Below are 21,258 nucleotides of genomic sequence, written 5' to 3'. Positions count from 1 at the left end.
CATTGAAAGAGTGAGCGGCGTTTTCACGGAACGCCGTAAAGGAACGTGGCAATGTCCGAGACGGAGATCGAAACATTTGACGCAACGGCGGTGAATTCGGCGCGGGTGCGCCAGCCGCTCTACGCCGCGCGCAAGAAGATCTTCCCGAAAAGAGCCGAGGGCAGCTTCCGCCGATTCAAATGGATCGTGATGCTGATCACGCTTGGCATCTACTATCTGACGCCGTGGCTGCGCTGGAATCGCGGCCCCTATGCGCCCGACCAGGGCGTGCTGATCGATCTTGCCAACCGGCGGTTCTATTTTTTCCCGATCGAAATCTGGCCGCAGGAATTCTATTTCGTCGCGGGTCTCCTCATCATGGCAGGCTTCGGGCTGTTTCTGGTGACCTCGACAGTTGGCCGCGCCTGGTGCGGCTACACCTGTCCCCAGACGGTGTGGGTCGATCTGTTCCTCGTGGTCGAGCGCGCCGTCGAGGGCGATCGCAACGCCCGCATCAAGCTCGATGCCGCGCCGTGGTCGGTGGGCAAACTGTTCAAGCGCGTGACGAAGCACCTGATCTGGCTGATTATCGCCGTGCTGACGGGCGGCGCGTGGATTTTCTATTTCGCTGATGCGCCGACGTTGCTGCGCAATCTGGCGACGGGCCAGGCTGCTCCGGTGGCCTATATTACGGTCGCGATCCTGACCGGCACCACCTACGTCTTCGGCGGACTGATGCGCGAGCAGGTCTGCACCTACATGTGCCCTTGGCCGCGCATTCAGGCGGCGATGCTCGACGAGAATTCGCTGACCGTCACTTATAATGACTGGCGCGGCGAGCCGCGTTCGCGTCACGCCAAGAAGACCGCCGCCGAGGGGCAGTTGGTCGGCGATTGCGTCGACTGCAATGCCTGCGTCGCTGTGTGTCCGATGGGCATCGACATCCGCGATGGCCAGCAGCTCGAATGCATCACCTGCGCGCTGTGCATCGATGCCTGCGACAGCGTGATGGACAAGATCGGTCGGGAACGCGGCCTGATCTCTTATGCGACGCTTGCGGAGTATCAGTCCAACATGGCGCTGGCGACGGCCGGAGGAACATCTGCGATCAACCCGACGAGAGTGCATGACGCCAGCGGGAAGCTGTCGGACAAGGTTGCCACCTTCCACATCAAAAAGCTGCTGCGCCCGCGCACGCTGATCTATTTTGCGGCGTGGTCGCTGGTGGGGTTGGGTCTGATCTACGCGCTGCTCACGCGCGAACGGCTTCAGGTCAACGTGCTGGCGGATCGCAATCCGCAATTCGTCGTTCTTTCGGACGGCTCGATCCGCAACGGCTACACGGTCAAGCTCCTCAACATGATTCCCGAGCCGCGGAATATCACCGTGACCCTGGAGGGGCTTCCTGGTGGGGAGATGAGCGTCGTCGGCATGGAACACGCGCCAGAACGCTCCTTCGTTGTCGAGGTTGAACCGGACAAGCTCAAGACGCTCAAGGTATTCGTGCGCCAGCCGCGGGAGAATATCGCCGGCCAGACGCAGCATTTCAGTTTTGTCGTTGAGGATAAGGCGGGCTCCGATACCGACCGCTACCACGCCACATTCGATGCACCGGAGATGAGCAAATGAGTATCGCGCAACGCAATCGGGAAATGACCGGCTGGCGCTTCCTGGCCATTATGGTGTCGTTCTTCTCGGTCGTCATCGCCGTGAATCTGACGATGGCGTTCCTCGCCCGCTCGAGCTGGACCGGCTTCGTGGTCGAGAACACCTATGTCGCGAGCCAGCAATTCAACCAGAAGGCGGCGGAAGGGCGCGCGCAGGCGGCACTCGGCTGGAGTGCGAAGCTCTCGATCGCGGACGGCAAGGTGAGCTATCGGTTGGTCGACAGCGCCGGCAAGGTCGTCGCGTCGAAGCATGCGACAGTGAATTTCCGTCGCCCAGCCTACGCGTCGGAAGACGAGAAGGTTGATTTGATTCCTCAGGCGGACGGCTCGTTGTCGGCGCCTGTCGACGTGCGTGACGGCATGTGGATCGTCGAGATCGATGCTCAGGCGGGCCTTGCTCATCCGTATCGCGATGTGCGACGGATCACGCTTCGGAACGGAACCATCCAGTGAGAGGTCGTGCGCGGAACACCGATCTGCGCGCAGCAGCAGGAGAGGGCGCATGACCGTCCTTGTCTATCTGATCCCGGTATCGCTGCTTTTTGGTATTGCCAGTCTCGCCGCCTTCCTCTGGGCGCTGCAAAGTGGCCAGTACGAAGATCTGGAGGGAGCAGGTGAGCGGATCCTCATCGACAGCGAGACCGACGGCAAGACCGGCGGCCACTGACCGACTGGCCGCCGACGGGTCGCCGCTTGCTGTTCCCCATCTTTCCTAGGATGGCGCTACCAAACCTTAAGCCTTGTTAAAGCATATCCAAGCCAATGTTTGGTCTGGTGAAATGCGATGAAGCGATGGACGGGATTTGCCTTTGCAGCACTGCTGCTCTTCGGGGTGCCATTCGGTTATATGGCAGCCGAAGGGGCGCATGATCTCGACGCCGTTCGGGCGAAGTATCGCCGGCCGACTATAATTCCCTTCCCCGAAGACAATCCCTATTCGAAGGCCAAAGCCGATCTAGGGAAAATGCTGTTCTTCGATCCGCTGCTGTCCGGATCGCGCAAGCATTCGTGCTCTTCGTGCCATGTGCCGGCCAAGTCGTGGAGCGACGGGCTGCCGCACGCGATCGGTGAAGATCCCGCGGGTATGGATATTCGTTCGCCAAGCTTGATCGATATCGCGTTTGTGGATGTGCTGGGATGGGACGGAAAATTTCCCGATCTCGAATCGGTAACCTTCGGGCCGCTGACCAGTCCGCAGAACATGAATATCACCGAGCGCGAACTGGTGCGGCGGCTGCGTGCCCTGCCGCGCTATAACGCGGCATTCGCCAAGGCTTTCGGCGACAAGCATATCACGCGGCGACGAATCGAACTGGCGCTCGCAACGTATGAGCGTACGATCGTTGCCGGCGAAGCGCCGTTCGATCGCTGGATCATGGGAGACGAGAACGCGATTTCGCCCGAAGCCAAGCGGGGTTTTGCGCTGTTCAATGGTAAGGCGCATTGCTCGAGCTGCCACAGCGGGCCCTCGTTCACCGATGGGTCGTTTCAGGACATCGGCTCCGCCACTGGCGACGATATCGGGCGCGGGCGTCTCTTTCCGAATTCCGAAAAGCTGCAATACGCGTTCAAGACGCCGACATTGCGCGATGTGGCGGAACGTGGACCGTATATGCATGACGGTTCGGTTGCGACGCTGGAAGGTGTTATCGAGCTTTATAATAAAGGCGGCATCGATCGCCCCAGCCGTTCGCCTTCGATCAAGCCGCTTTCGCTGAATGCGGCGGAAAAGGCGGAACTGATTGCCTTCCTCAAAACCCTCTCGGCACCGTCGATAGAAGCGTCGTCGCCAAATCTGGCCAAGTAAATCCGGGCGCGAATCTGACAATTGGAGAGGCGGGCGTTCGGGCCGCTTAATCAGCTGAAATGCTGCAGGACCGACCCCAACAGGCCAAAGCCCGCGAAAAGCAATGTGCCCGCGCAGGTTTCAAGTGTGTCGCGATATGGGATGTGCCTGTCGGCCGCGATGGCCAACGCAGAGCCGCCTAGAACACTCGCTACACTCACCAGGGCAATCATCCTGCTCTCCTGAAAATCTGCTTGGTCTGAAAATGGACCCGATGAACTGATGTTCGATGATTTGAAATCGTAAAATTTGAAGTGTCCGGATGATTCACAGCAAGCTATTGACCGGCCTTGTACATTCGCCTTCTTAATAATCGTTAACCACAAAGCAAGGCTCTTCTCGCGTGCGCTCGCTCGATTCCAAAAATCCAGTATAGTAAACAAACTCTTTCCATAATCGCTAAGAAACGACCGGGTTGGTGATGATGATCTCTCGCGAGCGGGTTAGCTTTGTGCTCCGTCGCTCATCCTCGATGATCTTTCGTTTTGTGCTTGTTGTTCTGCTCGCCGCCCTGAGCACCGGAAGTGCGAGCGCGCACGTCAAATGGTTCTGCGCCTTCAACGTTGCGGGACAGCCCGAGGGGCTGGAAAACGTGCTGTGCCAGGATTTCGAAGTGCTGATTTTTGTGGCGCTCGTCTGGCTGTTCGCGGGCTGCCTGATCGAGAGAACGTCTGTCGGCGACGCCATTCTCCGATCGATGGATCGGGTTACCAGTGGACTGCACGCTAATACGGAGGTGATGGTCCGCGCGATCGTCTTTTTCTTCTTCGTGTCGTTGTGGGCGCTCGGCGGCATCATTCTGACACCGGAACTGAAATCGACATCAACTTTGATCGGTCCGATTCAACTGGTGATCGCGGCGAGTCTTCTGTCGCGGCGCACTTTGCCGATCTCGGCGCTCGGCATTGCTATTCTTTTCGGCATCGCCGTCCATGATTACGGCATTTTCCACCTGGCCGACTATCCGATCTTCTTGGGAATCGCCGCTTACCTTGCTCTGACCGGACTGCAGAAGAAGTTCTTCGGCATCGAGGCAATCGATGTCATGCGCTATGCGACGGCAATCACGCTGATGTGGGCTTCGGTCGAAAAATGGGCCTATCCGCAGTGGAGCTTTCCGATATTCGTGACGCATCCAGGCATTACGTTTGGGTTCGAGCCGGATTTCTATATGCGCGCGGCTGGTGTCGTTGAATTCACGCTCGCTTTTGCGCTGCTGTGGACTCCGCTCGTCCGGCGCTGCGCGGCATCGATTCTCGCCGGAATGTTCATCGCGGCCTGCTTCGAATTTGGCAAGATCGACCTGATCGGACACTCGGGCATCATCGCAGTGCTGTTTGCCATCATTGCCGACAATCGGCGTGTTGCGGAGAACGACCGCCGTGTGCCGATGCTTGCCCCGGCGGGGTTTTGCGTCGCACTCGCGACAACACTTTTCGTCTACTACGTCGGACATGCCTATTTGTTCGACACCACGATCTTGTGAGATCGAACGCGCCGAATTCGTCAGCCAACTTATTCGTCAACCCGCTTATTTGACGGTGACGACCAGCTTCATCTTGGGATGGATGGCGCAAAGCACGGTAAAATTACCTGCGATCGGAAACACCACCTCGTATTTGCTGCCCGGCTTCTGGTCTCCGGAATCGAACTGGAATTCCGGCGATTTAAGATAGGCGTGATGGAGCAGGTCTCCGTCATCGTTAATGAAGCGTAAGGCCTCACCGCGATTGATGGTGATCTGCCCCGGCTGGAACTTCCGGTTTTTTTGCGAAATCTGATACGGGCCCACCGCGAGTGCCGCTCCGGTGAGCAGTCCGACAAGACTTGCGACAAGAATTTGGAACCCGAGATGCTGCGTGATGGCGAACTTTCGCCCGTGCCCAAGCATCCTTTTCTCCTCTGCCGTTCTGCTCATCACCGTACTCTCGACGATGAGATGCACCAACTGGTTACCATGACTCGCGAGGCTTTTTACTCAATACCGTCCGATACTGCCTGTAAACGTTATATGGCTATTTGGATAGTCGATGTCACCTCAGAATGGGCCGCATCGAGGGAGAGGCGTGAGACAAGAATGTCTTCTTCAGCCAATGAAGAAAGCGAAGTTTCAATATGTGGGTTTCATCGGGCCACAGGGCCGGTCGCGAGACGCTTCTTGCGGTACCCCGTCGTCTTCTGGCCGCGGTGACGGTCAAGGGCACGATTCGGACACAAATCCTTATCTGCTGCCTGCTGATGAGCGCCATCATCGCCGCGCTGGGCGTCTACGCGACCTCAGGCATTAGGCACGCAGCCGATCTGGTCGCCAAGACCTTCGACGAATCGCTGATGTCGATCAACTACGCGCGCGCCACGGCGGCGGATTTTTCCAATATGCGCGCGGCGTCCGCTCGCCGGCTGGTGAGCAAGGACCCTGAGTCACGCGCTGCTCTCGACAAGGAAATCGACAACCTCGTCAAGACGCTTCATGAAGATCTCAACATCGCGGCCGAGCGCTCCCAGTCCGCTCTTGCCGTGACGGCAGCCCGAAAAGTGCAGGAAGCCGCCGACGCATGGACCGCTCTGCATCACAGGGTTGTCGGCGAGGAAGACAAGGCAGGCGGCACGCCCGCAATGCAGGCTCAAAACGGCCATGCCGCGGATCTGGACCATTATGCGAGGACGGTCGATCAGCAAATCGAACTGCTGGTCAATTACACGGCCGGTGACGGTTTCCTGTTCCGGCAGCATGCGCTTTCCGCGATTAATCGCGACATCAATTTTAATCTGGTCGCATTGGCAGTGGCGTTGCTTCTGTCCGGTTTTCTGTCATGGCGATTGAGTCGCCGGATCATCGGGCAGGTTGCGGTGGCCTCGAAAGCTGCGCGTTGCATCGCCGAGGGCAAGCTCGACGTCGGTATCCCCGCTGGCGGTGTTGACGAACTCGGCACGCTGATCAGCGCCATGGGCGTGATGCGCAACAACATCAAGGATATGATGGAGCGGGAGATCGCCCAGCGCCGATCCGCGCAGGCACGCCTGACCGATGCGCTTGAAACATCCCAGGCCGGCGTCGTGCTGCTTCAGGCCGACGGGCAGATCGCATTGGCGAACTCGCGGGCAACCGAGTTTCTCGCGGAGGCGCCTGATCTGCTCCGGTGCAGCCCGTTTGAGGATCAGTGGATCGAAAACCCATTGGTCGATTTTGCTCCGGCCGCCTTGCAGGACTCGGCCAGTGAGGCTCGCCTTCCGAACGGGCGATGGTTGCGGGTCAGCCGCAGCGTCACCCAGGAACGCGGCATGATTGTTGTGTTCAGCGACATCACGGCGCTGAAGAAGCAGGAAGAGCAACTGCACGAGACCAACAGGCGGCTCGACGCTGCGCTCGAGAACATGTCGCAGGGTTTGTGCCTGTACGACAAGGAGGCTCGCCTTCAGGTCGTTAACCGCAGGTTCTGCGAGATATTCAATATTCCGGTGGGTTCCGTTCAGGCCGGCATGAGCTTCGAATCGGTTCTGATGCTGAGTGTCATGGCTGGAAATCACGAAGGCCAGAACATCAGCGATCTTCTGGCCGAACGGAAACGCTTCCTGTCGCGCGAAAAGATCGACAATTATTATCAGCAGCTCAGCGATGATCGCGTGATTTGCGTCAGGCACAGGCCGACCTCCGATGGCGGATGGCTGACAACATGCGAGGACGTTACCGAGCAGCATCAGGCCGAATCCAAGATCACCTTCATGGCTCGCCACGATGCGCTGACCCAGCTTCCCAATCGCGTCCTGCTGGCAGAGCGCATCGAGCATGCGATCGCTCAGGTCGGGCGCGGCACCGGATTCAGCATTCTTTGTCTCGATCTCGATAATTTCAAACAGGTCAACGATACGCTTGGACATCCGGTCGGCGATGAATTGCTGTGCGCCGTTGCGGACAGGTTGTGCGCCTGTGTCCGTGAGGTCGATACGGTCGCCCGTCTCGGCGGTGACGAATTCGCGATCATCCAGGCTGATACGCAGAGGCCCGAAGATGCCGAGCGGCTGGCGCGGCGCATCGTCGAATGCATTGCCGAGCCATATGAGTTCGATGGTCAGCGTGTCGTGATCGGATGCAGCATCGGCATTTCGCTTTCGCCGGGCGACGGCACGAGTGGCGAAAAGCTTCTGAAGAACGCCGACGTTGCTCTTTATCGTGCCAAGTCGGAAGGTCGCGGCATCTGGCGGTTCTTTGAGACCGAGATGGATGAAAGCCTGCAGAAGCGGCGGGCCTTGGAGCTTGATCTGCGGGAGGCTCTCGACCGTCAGCAGTTCGAGCTGTTCTATCAGCCGCTTTACGATATCGAACTCGACAAGATATGCGGCTTCGAGGCGCTTCTGCGCTGGCGCCATCCGACGCGCGGCCTGGTGCCGCCGGAGCAGTTCATTTCGATCGCCGAGGAAATCGGCCTCATCATTCCGCTCGGCGAATGGGTGGTTCAGGAGGCATGTCGGCAGGCATCAATATGGCCGGATGATCTGAAAGTTGCGGTGAATGTTTCCTCGGTTCAGTTCCGCAGCCCGCGATTGCTGGACTCTTTCTCGCGCGCGTTGAGCGCTTCGCAACTTCCGCCGCAGCGGCTGGAGCTGGAAATCACCGAATCCGTCTTTCTGACCAACAATGCCGAAACGATTGAGATACTGCATAAGCTGCGCGCGCTCGGCCTGCGCATCGCGCTGGACGATTTCGGAACGGGATATTCGTCGTTGAGCTATTTGCGCAGCTTCCCCTTCAACAAGCTGAAGATCGATCAGTCGTTCGTTCGCGATCTGACCGATGCCGAAGGCTCCAAGGTCATTATCCGGGCGATCGTAAGCCTCGGGAAAAGCCTCGGCATGCGGACGACGGCGGAGGGTGTGCAGACCATCGCGCAGCTCAATTACGTTGCGGCCGAAGGCTGCAACGAGGTGCAGGGCTATTTCTTTAGTAAGCCGGTCGCGGCATCTGAAATCCCTTCCATCCTTCGTGCTTGCCGGAACGGTTTCAAGAAGGACGCGAATGGCATCTATGAACTGGCCAGCTGAAAAGCGCTTGCCCCGTCAGTAGGCGGACGCAGCAGCAGGCTTCATGGCGCTTCGCATCTTCGACATCACCTGCTGGGCGCCGGCGGTCATCAACCGCGCGTCCGAACTGATGGTGACGAGGCGGAAGCCGCGCTCGATCCGCTTGAGCGCGGCCTCGGGCGTTCCGTTGTGGATACAGGGAATGACGCCATGTTCGTTGGCTTTGGCGAGAACCATGTCGATCGCTTCCGCAACGGGCTTGTCGACATCGTCAAAGGTCGGCGTGCATCCAAGCGACAGCGATAGATCGGCCGGGCCGATATAGACGGCATCGAGCCCCTTCACCGAAAGAATTTCGTCGAGCTTGTCCAGAGCCTGGCGAGTTTCGATCATGGCCAGAGTAACGATGGTCTCGTTGGCCTTCACCGGATATTCGGCGCCGCCGTAAAGTGTCGCGCGAATGGGGCCGAAGCTGCGTCCGCCTTCGGGCGGATAGCGGCAGGCGCGGACGAATTTCTCGGCATCCTCGCGGCAGTTCACCATCGGGCAGATGATGCCGTAAGCGCCTGCGTCGAGCGTTTTCATGATGATGCCGGGATCGAGCCACGGCACGCGCGCGATAGGGATCGTGGATGTCGTCGAGATCGCCGTGAACATCGCGACCGCGGATGCATAATCGGTGACACCGTGCTGCAGGTCGACGGTGAGCGTGTCCCACCCCTGATGAGCCATGACCTCGGCGGAGAACGAACTTGGAATGGCGAGCCAGCCGTTGACGACGGCGCCGCCACTTTTCCAGATCGAGCGAATTCTGTTTTCACGCATGACTTTTATCCTTGATGACAGCTAGCGCACCAAGCAGGGCTGCTTCGGATTGAATGTCCAGTTCGGCACGAGGAACTGCATGGCAGCGGCGTCGTCGCGCGCACCCAGCCCGTGTTTCTTGTACAGTTCGTGCGCCTTTTCGATCTCGGCCATGTCAGGTTCGACGCCGAGGCCGTACCGTTCCGGCACCTTGATCATGCCGTTCCGAATTTGCAGCGGCTCTTTCGTCAGGCGCTGGCCATCCTGCCAGATCCAGTGCGTATCGAGTGCGGTGATGCGCCCCGGAGCAGCCGCGCCGACCTGCGTGAACATGGCGAGCGAAATGTCGAAGTGATTGTTCGAATGGGAGCCCCATGTCAGGCCCCATTCATGACAAATCTGGGCGACGCGAACCGAGCCCTGCATCGTCCAGAAATGTGGATCGGCGAGCGGAATATCGACGGCGTGCAACTGGATCGCATGGCCGAGTTGGCGCCAGTCGGTCGCGACCATATTGGTCGCGGTCGGCAGGCCAGTGGCGCGGCGAAACTCCGCCATGATCTCGCGACCGGAATATCCTTGTTCGGCGCCGCAGGGGTCCTCGGCATAGGTCATGATGTTGCCTCGTCCCTTACAGAGGCGGATCGCCTCGTCGAGTGACCATGCGCCGTTGGGGTCGAGATTGATGCGCGCATCAGGAAAGCGCTTTTTCAGGGCAGCGATGGCTGCGATTTCATCATCGCCGGAGAGGACACCGCCCTTCAGCTTGAAATCCTTGAAGCCGTAGCGTTGTTCTGTCGCTTCGGCGAGACGAACGATGGCATCAGGCGTCAGCGCCACCTCATGGCGGAGCGAAGTCCAGTCGTCTTTTGCCGACGGCTCATGATGATAGGGCAGGTTGGTCTTGTTGCGGTCGCCGACATAAAACAGATAGCCGAGCATCTCGACGGCGTCGCGCTGCTGGCCTTCGCCGAGCAGGGCGGCGACAGGCACCTGTAAATGCTGGCCGAGAAGATCGAGCAGTGCGGCCTCGAACGCGGTGACGGCGTGAATCGTGGTGCGGAGATCGAAGGTCTGTTGACCGCGTCCGCCGGAATCCCTGTCTCCGAAAGCTTTCCTGACGGCATTCAGGATCGCTTGATAGGAGCCGATCGGCTTTCCGACTACCAGTTCGCGGGAATCTTCCAGCGTACTGCGTATCTTTTCGCCGCCCGGCACTTCGCCGACGCCGGAGCGTCCCGAATTATCGGTGAGAAGCACGATGTTCCGCGTGAAGAACGGACCATGCGCGCCGGAGAGATTGAGTAGCATGCTATCCCGGCCGGCGACCGGGATAACACGCATGTTGGTCACGATCGGTGTCGAAGTTTGTGTCACGTTCATTCCATCGTCATGCAATCGTGGAGAGTAGGGCTTTAGTTGCCGGGGAGGCTGTGCGCGACCGGGAGGTAATAATCCTTCCACGACTTCGGCTCGGTCTTCAGCGTACCGATCTTGTAGAGGTGCTGCGCGAACTTCATGATGCCCTGCGGCTGCGGATTGAACTCCATCATCATGGGTTCTTTCAGATAGGACAGCAGATCGGCGTCGCTGGTCGTATCGTGTGTGACCTCTTTATACATTTTGACCGCGTCCGCCGTGTGCTCGCGGATGAAGGCCTGGGCTTCCAGCGTCGCCGCCATGATGGCCTGAATGGCTTTTGGATTGGCGTCGGCGAACTTGGTCGTGCAGAAGAACTGTGACTGCGTCAGCGGGCTGCCGATGATGTCCTGCGACTGGACGACGATGTGCGCACCGGGGACGCTCTTCAATTCGCGGAACTGGAAAGGCGGCGCGGCGAAGTGGTTGCGGATTTCGCTCGTCGGATTGGTCATGGCACCGAATGCGTCGGGGTGTCCGAGCTGAACGGTGTTGGCGTCGAACTTGGCGTATTCCTTGTCGCCATACATCTTGGCGGCTGCCATTTGCAGCAGAATGGCCTGAGTCGAAACCTTCACGGTCGGCACGGCGATTCTGTCGCTTGGCTTGATGTCGGCCAGCGTCTTGATATTTGCATCGCGCGAGATCAGGGCCAGCGGCAGGGCGGAGCTTGCGACGATCCCCTTCACGCCGCCCTTGGTGCGGTCGTTCAGGAGCAGCAGGTTGCCGACACCGGTGTTCACGGCGTCGATGTTGCCTGCGAGCAGGGCGTCGGTCTGCGCGCCGCCGCCGCTGAGGTTGACCCAGTTGACCTTGAAATCCTTCAGGCCGAGCTTCGCGGCCTGCTTCTCGATCAGGTTCATCTTCTCCATCACGTGGCTTGGCAGGTACACGATACCTGGCTGCCGGGTGATGGTGATCTCGGTCTTTTCCTGCGCCAGTGCCGGACCGGCACCGAGAAGTGCCAGACCCAATATGGCGGTACGATAAATCTTGCTTGGCAGCGCCCTCATTGCCTTCTCCTGTGTGTTTCTTCCCGATTGTCCGGCTGTCGCGGACTTTGCGTCCCCTTTCGCGAGGGGTTATCTTTGAGAAAGAAGGCTATCCGGGCGGCGCAGGCGGGTCTAATCCAAAGGGTAGATGGATCGATACAATTCTTGTATCGATGAAAAGGACCGCTGCGAGGATCATCCGGTGTTCGAACTCAATCAGCTCGTCTGCTTCGTGACGTTGGCCGAAGAATTGCACTTCGGCCGGGCCGCGCGGAGGCTTGCGATGACGCAGCCGCCACTCAGTCGGCAGATTCAGCTCCTGGAACATCATCTCGATACAAGATTGTTCGATCGTACGAGCCGCACCGTGCGGCTAACGCCTGCGGGAGAGCGGTTTCTCGTCGAGGCGCGCCAGATACTGCGGCTGGCGGAAGGAGCGTCGTCGCTTGCCAAGAAAGTGGCGCTCGGCAAAACCGGCTCGATCCGGATCGGTTTCACCGCGGCATCCGCTTACGATTTTGTGCCTCGTCTGGTGACGGCCTGTCTTGCCGAATTGCCGGACGTCGATCTCTCATTGAAGGAGATGGTATCCGGCGATCAGATGGAGGCGCTCGGTTCGGGCCAGATCGATATCGGGTTCATCCGTCCGCTTCTGGTCCGGCACGGCATCGAATCCATGAAGGTCTTTGCCGAGGGCATGTGCCTCGCGGCCCCGGCCGGACATCCGCTGGCGCGCAAGAGGGTGCCCACGCTGAAGGATCTGCACGAGCAGCCCTTCGTCATGTACTCGCCCCACGAGTCCCGCTACTTCCATGAACTGGTCGTCGCTCAACTGGCTCAGGCCAATGTCCAGCCGCGATACGTTCAGTATCTCGGGCAGGTGCATTCCCTGCTGTCGCTGGTGCGGGCCGGACTTGGGCTTGCGCTGGTCCCGGAATCCGCGACCGGACTTCATCTCGATAATGTCGTGATGCGTCCGGTCGCGCTGCGTTCAAAAGCGCCGGTCGAGGTGCACGCGGTCTGGCGGCGTGATGCGGCGTCGCCATTGATCCCGCAGATCGTGGCAATCGCGAAGCGACTGGCGCACCGGCCGCGCCGTCGCTGATCGTTAGTATTGCGCGTCCTTCTCGTCTTCCGACATCGAACCGATGGCGGCTGTGGGCATTTCCCGCAAGCGCTTCAGGCCGAGCAGCCGTTCGCGCACGATCACGAAAATGCCGGCGCCGGCGATGATGGCCGCTCCGCCGAGAACATAAACCGTCGGCACCTCGTCGAAGACCCAGTAGCCGAGCAGGAACGCCCAGATCATCGCGGAATAATCCAGCGGCGCGAGAAACGAGGCGGGCGCGTAACGGTAGCTCTCGGTAAAGCCCATCTGGCCGAGGCCGCCGGTGATTCCGATCCCGATCAGAAGCAGCCAGTGCAGCGGTGTTGCCGGTAGGGTCCAGCCGAACGGAATTGTGAACAGCGAGGACGTCAGCACGATCAGCGCCATGAAAGTCACGACGGCTGGCGTCGTCTCTGTCGCCGTGATGCGACGGATCTGGATGGTGGCGCCCGCGGTCGTGCAGGCGTTCATGAACGCGAACATGATGCCGAGGCCGATCGTCGAGGTCCAGGCGACATGCTCTTTGAAATAAGGCACCAGCATCAGCAGCACGCCGCCGAACCCGATGGCGACCGCCAGCCAGCGATAGGCGTGGACCTCCTCCTTGAGGACGAGCCAGGAGAACACGACGGTCAGCAGAGGAGCGATGTAGACGATGGCGGTGTAATCGCCGATCGGCATGCGCGCCAAGGCGGCGAAGGTGCAGAATGTCCCGATCACCGCGAAACTGCCGCGGATCAAATGCGCGGCCGGATTTTTGGTCCTGAATGCCTGATGCAGTTCACCGCGCGACCCGAAGAAGAGAAAGATCGGGATCAAGGCAAAGAGGGAGCGGAAGAACGCGACTTCGCCGGCGGGATAGGCACCCTCCAGATAGCGCGCCTGGGCGCCCATCAGCGCGAACATCACCGTGCTGAAAAGCTTGAACGAAATCGCTGGAATGATTTTCATTGAAAACGGCGAAGCGGATGGCGGGTCTAGAGACGTACGCCGCGTGTAGCACTCTTTGCGATGCCGTCGTCAATTATTGCGTGGATTGAGGGTGCGCCTGCGCGAACGGTGTCCGGCTGTTGCCTTTAGACACAGGGGGACAGGCTTTTCCGCAAGGCCGAAAGCGTCAGCTTGAATCCCTGCGGCCCCGCAACCATCCGTTCCATCAGCAGCGCGCCTTCCAGCGCCGCCACGATCATGCGCGCGGCTTCCTTGGCTTTGAGCGTCTTGCGGACCTCGCCGGTGGCGAGCCCCTCGGTGTAGATGTTCTCCAGCCAGCTAATGTGTTCCTGAAAAAACTCCGCCGTGCCGCTCCGCAGGCTTTCGGGCAGGGTTTCGAGTTCGGCCGCGAGCGCCGCGCACAGGCAGCCCAGACTTTGCTCGACGCCAGTCAGGTAAAGCCGCCCGTAGGCTTCGATGCGGTCGAGCGCGGAGGCGTGTTTGTTCGTGATCGACGACAGCCCTTTGGCATATCGCGCGCGATAGGTCTGCAGCACCGCGACGACCAGCATCTCTTTGGTGGGGTAGTGATAGTGGATGCTCGCCTTCCGGATGCCGACCGTGTCTGACAGGTCCGCGTAGCTGAATCCGGAATAGCCGCGGCGGCGGATAAGGACTTCGGCCTCTCGCAGGAGGACGGCTTTGGTCTCGGTCGTGGTCGCGGGAGCCATCGGGCAGGTCCTTTGTCTTGCCGTCCGTTCTGCAACTTATAGGTTAAGTCGCGTGGAAATCCCTACCGACAATCGTAGGCCGCCAACGCTTCTGTGCAGCGCGCACAAGCGCGGCGCCATGACGCTTTACGTTAAACCTTCTAGTAGGTAGGTTAGCAGAATTGATGCGCAGCGGCCAGCCATAAGGGCAGGCGGCCCCGCGCGGGAACAAGGAGGGTTTCACCCGCATTTTCGAAGTCGCGGTCCCGCTAGGCGTAGCGGTGATCGCCCCATGACGCATGACATCTCTTAGGGAGAGGACCATGAAAAACGACGGACGGCCCGTCTATGACGACAAAGCTCGTCATATGGCCGAACAGATGGTGCTGGCTGAGCAGCGCCACATCGCGCAGCGCATCGAAGACGAATGCGACTGCAAGGACGGCATGTTTCCACAACGAGGGCTACCGAGCCGGCGCGGCTTCTTGTTCGCGGCGGGTTCTGCCGCGGGTGCTCTCGGAGCCATGCGATTTGCCCACGCTGAGGCGGCCAAGGCGCCTGCCGGCGCGGTGCATTTCGATGTGCCCGACGATCCGACCAAGGAACAGGGGCGTCCGGTGGGCGCGGACGGCGGCTACGGCTCGCGGTCGCAGTTCGAGACCGAGGTGCGGGTGCGTTATCCCACGCCGAATGAAAACACGTCGTGGAGCCTGACGCCGCTCGACAAGGGTCTCGGCAACATCACGCCGTCAGGTCTTCATTTCGAACGCCATCACGGCGGTATTCCGACGATAGATCCGGCCAAACACAACATGCTGATCCACGGCATGGTGAACAAGCCGATGACGTTTTCGATGGCCGACATCAAGCGGATGCCGAGCGTCACGCGCAAACACTTTATTGAGTGTTCAGGCAACGGGCTGACGGAATGGAATAAGCCCACCATGAAGACGGTGCAGGGCACGCACGGTCTGCTCAGCACGTCGGAATGGACCGGCGTTCAGTTTGCGACCTTCGCTCGCGAGGTCGGACTGAAGGACGGCGCTGCGTGGGTGCTTGCCGAGGGCAGCGATGCCGCGGTGATGACGCGCTCGATCCCGCTGGAGAAGATGCTCAAGGATGCGCTCATCGTCTACGGACAGAATGGCGAAGCCATCCGTCCCGAACAGGGCTATCCGCTGCGGCTTCTGCTGCCGGGTTATGAGGGCAACACGCACATCAAGTGGCTGCGCCGGCTCGAGGTCAGCGACAAGCCGTTCATGACGCGCGAGGAGACCTCGAAATACACCGATCTCCTCGGCAACGGCAAAGCCCGCATCTTCAGTCTCGATATGGATGCGAAGTCGGTCATCACCTTCCCGTCAGGCGACATGAAGCTGCCTGGGCCGGGCTTCTACAACATCCAGGGTCTCGCCTGGACCGGCCGCGGCCGGATTCAGTCCGTCGACGTGTCGATGGATGGCGGCAAGACCTGGTATCCGGCCCGGATCGATTCGACGCCGGAGCAGATGTGCACGGTGCGCTTCAGCTTCCCATGGATATGGGATGGCAAGGCGGCCGTTCTGCAAAGCCGGTGTGTCGACGAAACCGGATACGTGCAGCCGACGTTGAAGCAACTGATCGACATTCGCGGGTCGAACGGCCCGTTCGGGTCGATCTATCATCTCAACGCCATTCAGAGCTGGGCTGTGAGCGAAACGGGGGATGTCACCAATGTCCATGCATAAGAAATCCCTGTTGCTGATCGCCGGCGTGATGCTGTTTTCAGGCAGTGTCCAGGCGCAATCGATCATCGATCACTACGGTTTCGGCAAGCCGGCAACCGATCAGGAGATCGCCAAGTATTTCTCGATTCCGCCATCGGGACGAGGACTTCCTCCCGGCAGCGGCACCGCGAAAGAAGGCGCAACCGTTTTTGCTGACAACTGCGCGGCCTGTCACGGCGACAAGCTGCAGGGCAATCCTGCGGCGGGCATCGGCGGCGACAAGCTTCTCGGTGGCCGTGGATCGCTGGCGACCAAGACGCCGGTAAAAACGGTCGAGAGCTACTGGCCATACGCCACAACGCTGTTCGATTACATCAAGCGGGCGATGCCGTTTAGCGCGCCTGGCTCGCTGACCGACGATCAGGTCTACAGCGTGGTCGCCTACATTCTCTCGGAAGGCAAAGTCATCAAGCCGACCGAGGTCATGAACGCGCAGACCTTGCCGAAGGTGGCGATGCCCAACCGGGACGGGTTCATTCCCGATAGCCGTCCCGAGCTGGAGCTGTATAAATAAGACGTACCCGTCGCAAACGGGCGTCTGACAGGAAAGAGCGCTTCGCAAGAGGCGCTCTTTTTTTGATGGGGTGGTGCGGCACGTTGTCCCGATCATCCGTCGTCCGCACGAGAACAATATCGCTCGCGCGAAGCGGCCAGGAGAACAAAGCCTCTGCAGCGTGCGCCGATCACCGTGCAATCCTTGTATCGCATGCTGGGAAAATTGACGCGTCACGGTTCCTGTATGAGGATCGATGCATGAAGACGCATGAAGATGCTGTCTTCATAAGAGTTTAAGCTGGTTGGTTGCCGCGGGACGTAATCCCGAAGGCAAATGACCGGCCTGTCTCGTGCGAAATATGTTTGCAGGGAGGACGACGTGACATCACGACAGAAGGATTCCGGCCGCGCGCAATCGACGACGCGGCGGCAATTCATCGGCGCGGGCTCGGCGGTGCTGGGCGGCGCAGCGATTGCCGCGGCAAGCGGAGGAAAAGCTGCCGCGCTCGACACCACAGCCGACCCGAATGGTCCGCCGAACATTCCGGAATGGATGAAGATGCCCGGTGCGGACACCGGCGGACAGATTTACGGAACGCCGTCGCCGTTCGAAAAGAAGGTCGTCCGCAACGTTCCGAAGAATCTCAAGCAATATACCTCGGCTTCGACCCGCACGCCCTTGCAGGAGCTCGACGGCATCATCACGCCGAACGGCGTGTTCTATGAGCGTCATCACGGCGGCATTCCCGAGATCGATCCGGCGCAGCACCGGCTGATGATCCACGGTCTTGTGGAGCGGCCGACAGTTTTCACCATGGATCAGATCCGGCGATACCCGTCCGTGTCCCGCATCCACTTCCTCGAATGCTCGGGCAATCCGGGGTTCGAGGCGATCTACGGCAAGACGGCGTCGGATCTGGTGGGGCTGACGAGTTGCGCCGAATGGACCGGCGTTCCGCTCAAGACAGTGCTGGAAGATGTCGGCCTGAAGCCGGAAGCAAAGTGGATCGTTGCCGAAGGTGCCGACGCGGCTGCGCTCACCCGCAGCATCCCGATCGAGAAATGCCTTGAGGACGCGATGCTGGTCTACAGCCAGAACGGCGAGCGGCTGCGTCCCGCGCAGGGCTATCCGCTGCGCGTTTTCCTGCCGGGTTTCGAAGGCAACATGAGCGTCAAGTGGGTGCGACGCCTGCATGTCACCAACGAGCCAGCCTATACGCGCGAGGAGACCGCGAAATATACCGACTCGATGCCGGACGGCACCGCGCGGCAGTTCACTTTCTATATGGAGGCGAAGTCGATCATCACGCGGCCCTCAGGCACGCAGAAGATCGAGCCGGGTTTCAACGAGATCACCGGTATCGCCTGGACTGGACACGGCAAGATCGCCAAGGTCGATATTTCCACCGATGGCGGCAAGACCTGGCAGGCCGCCGCGCTGCAGGAGCCGGTTCTCACTCGTGCTTTGACGCGCTTCCGCTTCCCGTGGACGTGGGACGGCAAGCCGACCGTCATCATGAGCCGTGCAACCGACGAGACCGGCTACGTGCAGCCGTCCTTCGAGGAATTGAAGGCGGTGCGCGGTCTGAAGTCGTTCTATCACAACAATGCAATGCAGCCGTGGAAGGTCGCGGAGAGCGGGGAGGTCAGCAATGCACACGTCAAGGCTTAAGCTGGCAGGTGCCGCCATCGTCGTTCTCGCCGCTGCAACGGCGGCGGATGCGCAGCCGAAATACGGCTTCGGCAAACCGGCGACGCCGGCCGAAATCGCGGCGTGGAATATCGACATCGGTCGCGACGGCAAGGAACTGCCGCCGGGGAAGGGCAGCGTCGCGCAGGGGCATGAACTGTTTGATGCCCAGTGCGCGTCGTGCCACGGCGCGAAGGGCGAGGGCGGCCTCGGCGACAAGCTCGTCGGCGGGCAGGGCACGCTCGCCACGCCGAAGCCGGTGAAGACCGTCGGCAGCTTCTGGCCTTATGCGCCGACGCTGTTTGACTACATCCGGCGCGCCATGCCGCTGAATGCGCCGCAGTCGCTGACTAACGATGAAGTCTACGCGGTCTCGGCTTATGTTCTCAATCTGAACGGTCTGGTGCCGGACAACGCGACGCTCGATGCGAAGTCGCTTGCGGCGGTCAAGATGCCGAACCGTGACGGCTTCGTTCAGGACCCGCGCCCGGACGTGCACAACAAGGCGTGCATGAGCAACTGCTAATCGATGCCATCCATCGCCGCCGCGCCTCAAAACGCGGCGGCGAGTTCTTTTGCGCCGGGCCGGCTGCTCTCACTGTCCATCCGCGCGTTGGTGGCAGCAAGCAGCTTCGCCACTGTGTTGTTGCGGATCGCGACCGGATTGCGCTCATAGCCGCCACGCTGGAAGAAGTTCGAGGTCGGCACCCGCGTGCGCAATGAATCCGGCATCGACACCATATCGAAGCCGTTGCCGTCGCCGGTCAGGTTCATCATCTCCAGTTCGGCGGCGCTCAATGGCCGTGTGTGACCCTTGCGCCGCGCGAAGTGCACCGACGTCAAAAGCTTGTGGGTCTGCAGCCACGGCCCGATGTCGACATCGAGATTGAGCGCGTGGATGGCGAGGCCCTTCGGGGTTTTGGCGAGCCGCGCATGTGCGCTCCAGTCATCGGGCACGGATTTGGCGAAGGCGATCATCCTGCGCAGTACCGCGATCTTGCCCGCCAATATCTTGCGGTGGGGCTCCGGTGCACGATGCATCGCGGCGGTGAGGCCAGCAAGGATGCCATCGCCCTGTTCGGCCAGAACCTCGACCGTGTTGGTCGTCAATAATTGATTGTAGCCAAGCGCGGTCGAAATCGCGCGGGCGTTCGCCCGGCCGGATTCGAGCCCGGCCTGCACGTCGTATTTGCCGTTGCCGCCAGCCTCGAAGCTGTAAACCCGCACGGCCTGCTCGCGGTTCACGCCGAGCGAAGCGGCGACGGTCGCGTAGGCCTTCTTGAACTCGTTCTCGCTGCGGGGCCGGGACGGCGTGAACTGGAATTGCTCGGCCGCGTGGCGGACGAAGTCCGCGACCACGGGCAGCGGAGGCTGCTTGGGCGGCGGCTTATACGGGGCGGTCGGGTCGACGGGCCTCGGCGGTCCGGTATAAATCGGGGGCTGTGTCAGGACGTAATCTTCCGCGCGGACGGCTTCACTGGCGCGGCGACGGGCATTGCGGATGCGCCGCTTCTCCGCGACCGCTGACCAGTAAGCCTCGGCCTCGGTTTCGAAACGCTCCCGCGCCCGCTGATAGACGGCAAGTTTCTGGTGATATTCGTTAATTTGAGAAGGGGTCGCAGGGACGGAAGTTGTCTGCTGCGCGGGCGCGGCAATTGCCGCTGAAAGCCCTGCAATTGTGAGGAATCCGAACACCGGCACCGCGTGCATGATCTTGCGATGCACATAAAAGCGGCGATCCGATCTGATACGAATGTCTAACGTCATGCGAATCCTCGCCGATAGAAGAAGTTGACCGAAGGCGTTCGTCCGTTCAACCTCCCGCCAACGACAAAAAGACCCAGGGAGGAATTATGAGGTTCAAGTTCGTATCCACGGTTGCTGCGCTCGTCACGGCGGTAACTCTGTCGGCCCCGGCAGCGCATGCCGAGCAGTTCATCAACATTCTGACCGGCGGTACGTCCGGCGTTTATTATCCGCTCGGCGTCGCGATCGGAAAAATCTATGGCGACAAGATTCCGGGTGTCCGCGCGCAGGTGCAGGCCACCAAGGCATCGGTCGAAAACCTCAACCTCCTCGAGCAGGGCCGCGGCGAACTCGGGTTCACCCTTGGCGATTCGCTCAAGGCTGCGGTCGATGGCGATGAAGAAGCGGGCTTCAAGAAGAAGCTGACCAAGCTGCGCACCATCGCGGCGATTTATCCGAACTACATCCAGATCGTCGCGACCGCCGAAAGCGGCATCAAGACGCTCGCCGATCTGAAGGGCAAGACCCTTTCCGTCGGCGCGCCGAAGTCCGGCACTGAGTTGAACTCGCGCGCGATTCTGAAAGCCGCGGGCATGAGCTACAAGGATCTCAAGCAGGTCCAGTATCTGCCGTTCGCGGAATCGGTCGACCTGATGAAGAACCGTCAGCTCGACGCGACCCTGCAGTCGGCAGGCCTCGGCGTGGCTTCGCTGAAGGACCTGTCCAGCTCGACCGAGATCAACGTGGTGGCCGTTCCGAAGGCGACGGTCGAGAAGATCGGCCCTCCGTTTGTGTCGGTCGTCATTCCGGCCAATACCTACACCGGCCAGAAGTCCGACGTGGAGACCGCTGCGGTCGTCAATTATCTGGTGACCAATTCAGATGTCTCCGACGACGTCGCCTACCAGATGACCAAGCAGATCTTCGAGAACCTGCCGGAACTCGCCAACGCCCACGTGGCGGGCAAGGACATCAAGCTCGAGAAGGCAGCAACCGGCAGCCCGGCGCCGCTGCACCCGGGTGCGATCCGCTACTACAAGGAAAAAGGCATTCTCAAATAGAATTCCGAAAAACGGTATTGAACTGA

The 21,258-nt window shown here is 60.2% G+C and carries 20 protein-coding genes; 12 read left to right on the top strand and 8 right to left on the bottom strand.

Annotated elements, in window-relative coordinates:
* Positions 1–51: 51 nt before the first annotated feature.
* From ccoG to HMPREF9697_RS10485, 4 genes are all read left to right on the top strand, one after another.
* Positions 52–1,608, top strand: coding sequence for a cytochrome c oxidase accessory protein CcoG (ccoG, locus tag HMPREF9697_RS10500; protein WP_002717188.1), 1,557 nt, complete (start codon positions 52–54; stop codon positions 1,606–1,608).
* The gene (locus HMPREF9697_RS10495) at positions 1,605–2,099 is read left to right on the top strand and encodes a FixH family protein (protein ID WP_002717187.1); all 495 of its coding nucleotides are present in this window, start codon (positions 1,605–1,607) and stop codon (positions 2,097–2,099) included. The genes ccoG and HMPREF9697_RS10495 overlap by 4 nt, the downstream gene beginning before the upstream one ends.
* Before the next feature lie 49 nt (positions 2,100–2,148).
* The gene (ccoS, locus tag HMPREF9697_RS10490; protein WP_002717186.1) at positions 2,149–2,313 is read left to right on the top strand and encodes a cbb3-type cytochrome oxidase assembly protein CcoS; all 165 of its coding nucleotides are present in this window, start codon (positions 2,149–2,151) and stop codon (positions 2,311–2,313) included.
* Positions 2,314–2,430: 117 nt separating this feature from the next.
* The gene (locus HMPREF9697_RS10485) at positions 2,431–3,453 is read left to right on the top strand and encodes a cytochrome-c peroxidase (protein WP_002717185.1); all 1,023 of its coding nucleotides are present in this window, start codon (positions 2,431–2,433) and stop codon (positions 3,451–3,453) included.
* 50 nt (positions 3,454–3,503) lie between these two features.
* Here the strand turns inward: HMPREF9697_RS10485 and HMPREF9697_RS21215 are convergent, their stop codons facing one another.
* Positions 3,504–3,665, bottom strand: a complete 162-nt coding sequence (locus tag HMPREF9697_RS21215; protein ID WP_002717184.1) for a hypothetical protein — start codon at positions 3,663–3,665, stop codon at positions 3,504–3,506.
* A 299-nt stretch (positions 3,666–3,964) separates the two neighbouring features.
* Between HMPREF9697_RS21215 and HMPREF9697_RS10480 the strand changes: the two genes are divergently transcribed.
* Positions 3,965–4,978: a hypothetical protein gene (locus HMPREF9697_RS10480; RefSeq protein WP_051053912.1), complete on the top strand. Its 1,014-nt coding sequence runs from the start codon at positions 3,965–3,967 to the stop codon at positions 4,976–4,978.
* 45 nt (positions 4,979–5,023) lie between these two features.
* Here the strand turns inward: HMPREF9697_RS10480 and HMPREF9697_RS10475 are convergent, their stop codons facing one another.
* On the bottom strand, positions 5,024–5,410 hold the full coding sequence (locus HMPREF9697_RS10475) for a cupredoxin domain-containing protein (RefSeq protein ID WP_115622272.1): 387 nt from the start codon (positions 5,408–5,410) through the stop codon (positions 5,024–5,026).
* A gap of 197 nt (positions 5,411–5,607) precedes the next feature.
* Here HMPREF9697_RS10475 and HMPREF9697_RS10470 point away from each other — a divergent pair, with 197 nt between their 5' ends.
* Positions 5,608–8,532, top strand: a complete 2,925-nt coding sequence (locus HMPREF9697_RS10470; RefSeq protein ID WP_002717181.1) for an EAL domain-containing protein — start codon at positions 5,608–5,610, stop codon at positions 8,530–8,532.
* A gap of 15 nt (positions 8,533–8,547) precedes the next feature.
* On the opposite strand, the gene HMPREF9697_RS10465 is transcribed toward HMPREF9697_RS10470, so the two are convergent.
* The 3 genes from HMPREF9697_RS10465 to HMPREF9697_RS10455 are packed head-to-tail and all read right to left on the bottom strand — an operon-like array spanning position 8,548 to position 11,747.
* A complete protein-coding gene (locus HMPREF9697_RS10465; RefSeq protein WP_002717180.1) occupies positions 8,548–9,336 on the bottom strand; it encodes an HpcH/HpaI aldolase family protein in 789 nt (262 codons plus the stop codon).
* A 21-nt stretch (positions 9,337–9,357) separates the two neighbouring features.
* Positions 9,358–10,698 carry a glucarate dehydratase gene (gene gudD, locus HMPREF9697_RS10460; RefSeq protein WP_002717179.1) on the bottom strand — a complete coding sequence of 447 codons (1,341 nt, stop codon included), beginning with the start codon at positions 10,696–10,698 and terminating at the stop codon, positions 9,358–9,360.
* 32 nt (positions 10,699–10,730) lie between these two features.
* Positions 10,731–11,747, bottom strand: a complete 1,017-nt coding sequence (locus HMPREF9697_RS10455) for an ABC transporter substrate-binding protein (protein WP_002717178.1) — start codon at positions 11,745–11,747, stop codon at positions 10,731–10,733.
* A gap of 181 nt (positions 11,748–11,928) precedes the next feature.
* Between HMPREF9697_RS10455 and HMPREF9697_RS10450 the strand changes: the two genes are divergently transcribed.
* Positions 11,929–12,831 carry a LysR family transcriptional regulator gene (locus tag HMPREF9697_RS10450; protein ID WP_002717177.1) on the top strand — a complete coding sequence of 301 codons (903 nt, stop codon included), beginning with the start codon at positions 11,929–11,931 and terminating at the stop codon, positions 12,829–12,831.
* 3 nt (positions 12,832–12,834) lie between these two features.
* Here HMPREF9697_RS10450 and HMPREF9697_RS10445 read toward each other — a convergent pair whose 3' ends face one another.
* Positions 12,835–13,785: a DMT family transporter gene (locus HMPREF9697_RS10445; protein WP_002717176.1), complete on the bottom strand. Its 951-nt coding sequence runs from the start codon at positions 13,783–13,785 to the stop codon at positions 12,835–12,837.
* Positions 13,786–13,910: 125 nt separating this feature from the next.
* Positions 13,911–14,495 (bottom strand): TetR/AcrR family transcriptional regulator, encoded by a 585-nt coding sequence (locus HMPREF9697_RS10440; protein WP_002717175.1) that lies wholly within the window; start codon positions 14,493–14,495, stop codon positions 13,911–13,913.
* Positions 14,496–14,920: 425 nt separating this feature from the next.
* Between HMPREF9697_RS10440 and soxC (HMPREF9697_RS10435) the strand changes: the two genes are divergently transcribed.
* The 4 genes from soxC (HMPREF9697_RS10435) (at position 14,921) to HMPREF9697_RS10420 (ending at position 18,951) form a co-directional block, all read left to right on the top strand.
* The gene (soxC, locus tag HMPREF9697_RS10435) at positions 14,921–16,201 is read left to right on the top strand and encodes a sulfite dehydrogenase (RefSeq protein ID WP_040308212.1); all 1,281 of its coding nucleotides are present in this window, start codon (positions 14,921–14,923) and stop codon (positions 16,199–16,201) included.
* On the top strand, positions 16,188–16,754 hold the full coding sequence (locus tag HMPREF9697_RS10430) for a c-type cytochrome (RefSeq protein WP_002717173.1): 567 nt from the start codon (positions 16,188–16,190) through the stop codon (positions 16,752–16,754). Before soxC (HMPREF9697_RS10435) ends, HMPREF9697_RS10430 begins: the two co-directional genes overlap by 14 nt.
* Positions 16,755–17,114: 360 nt before the next feature.
* Positions 17,115–18,407 carry a sulfite dehydrogenase gene (soxC, locus tag HMPREF9697_RS10425; protein WP_002717172.1) on the top strand — a complete coding sequence of 431 codons (1,293 nt, stop codon included), beginning with the start codon at positions 17,115–17,117 and terminating at the stop codon, positions 18,405–18,407.
* Positions 18,388–18,951 carry a c-type cytochrome gene (locus HMPREF9697_RS10420; protein WP_002717171.1) on the top strand — a complete coding sequence of 188 codons (564 nt, stop codon included), beginning with the start codon at positions 18,388–18,390 and terminating at the stop codon, positions 18,949–18,951. The genes soxC (HMPREF9697_RS10425) and HMPREF9697_RS10420 overlap by 20 nt, the downstream gene beginning before the upstream one ends.
* Positions 18,952–18,977: 26 nt before the next feature.
* On the opposite strand, the gene HMPREF9697_RS10415 is transcribed toward HMPREF9697_RS10420, so the two are convergent.
* Positions 18,978–20,192 carry a hypothetical protein gene (locus HMPREF9697_RS10415; protein ID WP_002717170.1) on the bottom strand — a complete coding sequence of 405 codons (1,215 nt, stop codon included), beginning with the start codon at positions 20,190–20,192 and terminating at the stop codon, positions 18,978–18,980.
* A gap of 86 nt (positions 20,193–20,278) precedes the next feature.
* Here HMPREF9697_RS10415 and HMPREF9697_RS10410 point away from each other — a divergent pair, with 86 nt between their 5' ends.
* Entirely contained in the window at positions 20,279–21,232 is a 954-nt protein-coding gene (locus tag HMPREF9697_RS10410) for a TAXI family TRAP transporter solute-binding subunit (protein WP_002717169.1), read from the top strand.
* Positions 21,233–21,258: the final 26 nt, after the last annotated feature.

The sequence above is a fragment of the Afipia felis ATCC 53690 genome (genome assembly GCF_000314735.2).
Classification (GTDB): Bacteria; Pseudomonadota; Alphaproteobacteria; order Rhizobiales; family Xanthobacteraceae; genus Afipia; species Afipia felis.
The sequence above is the reverse complement of the archived record's forward strand: the minus strand, read 5'-3'. Positions and strand labels throughout refer to the sequence as shown.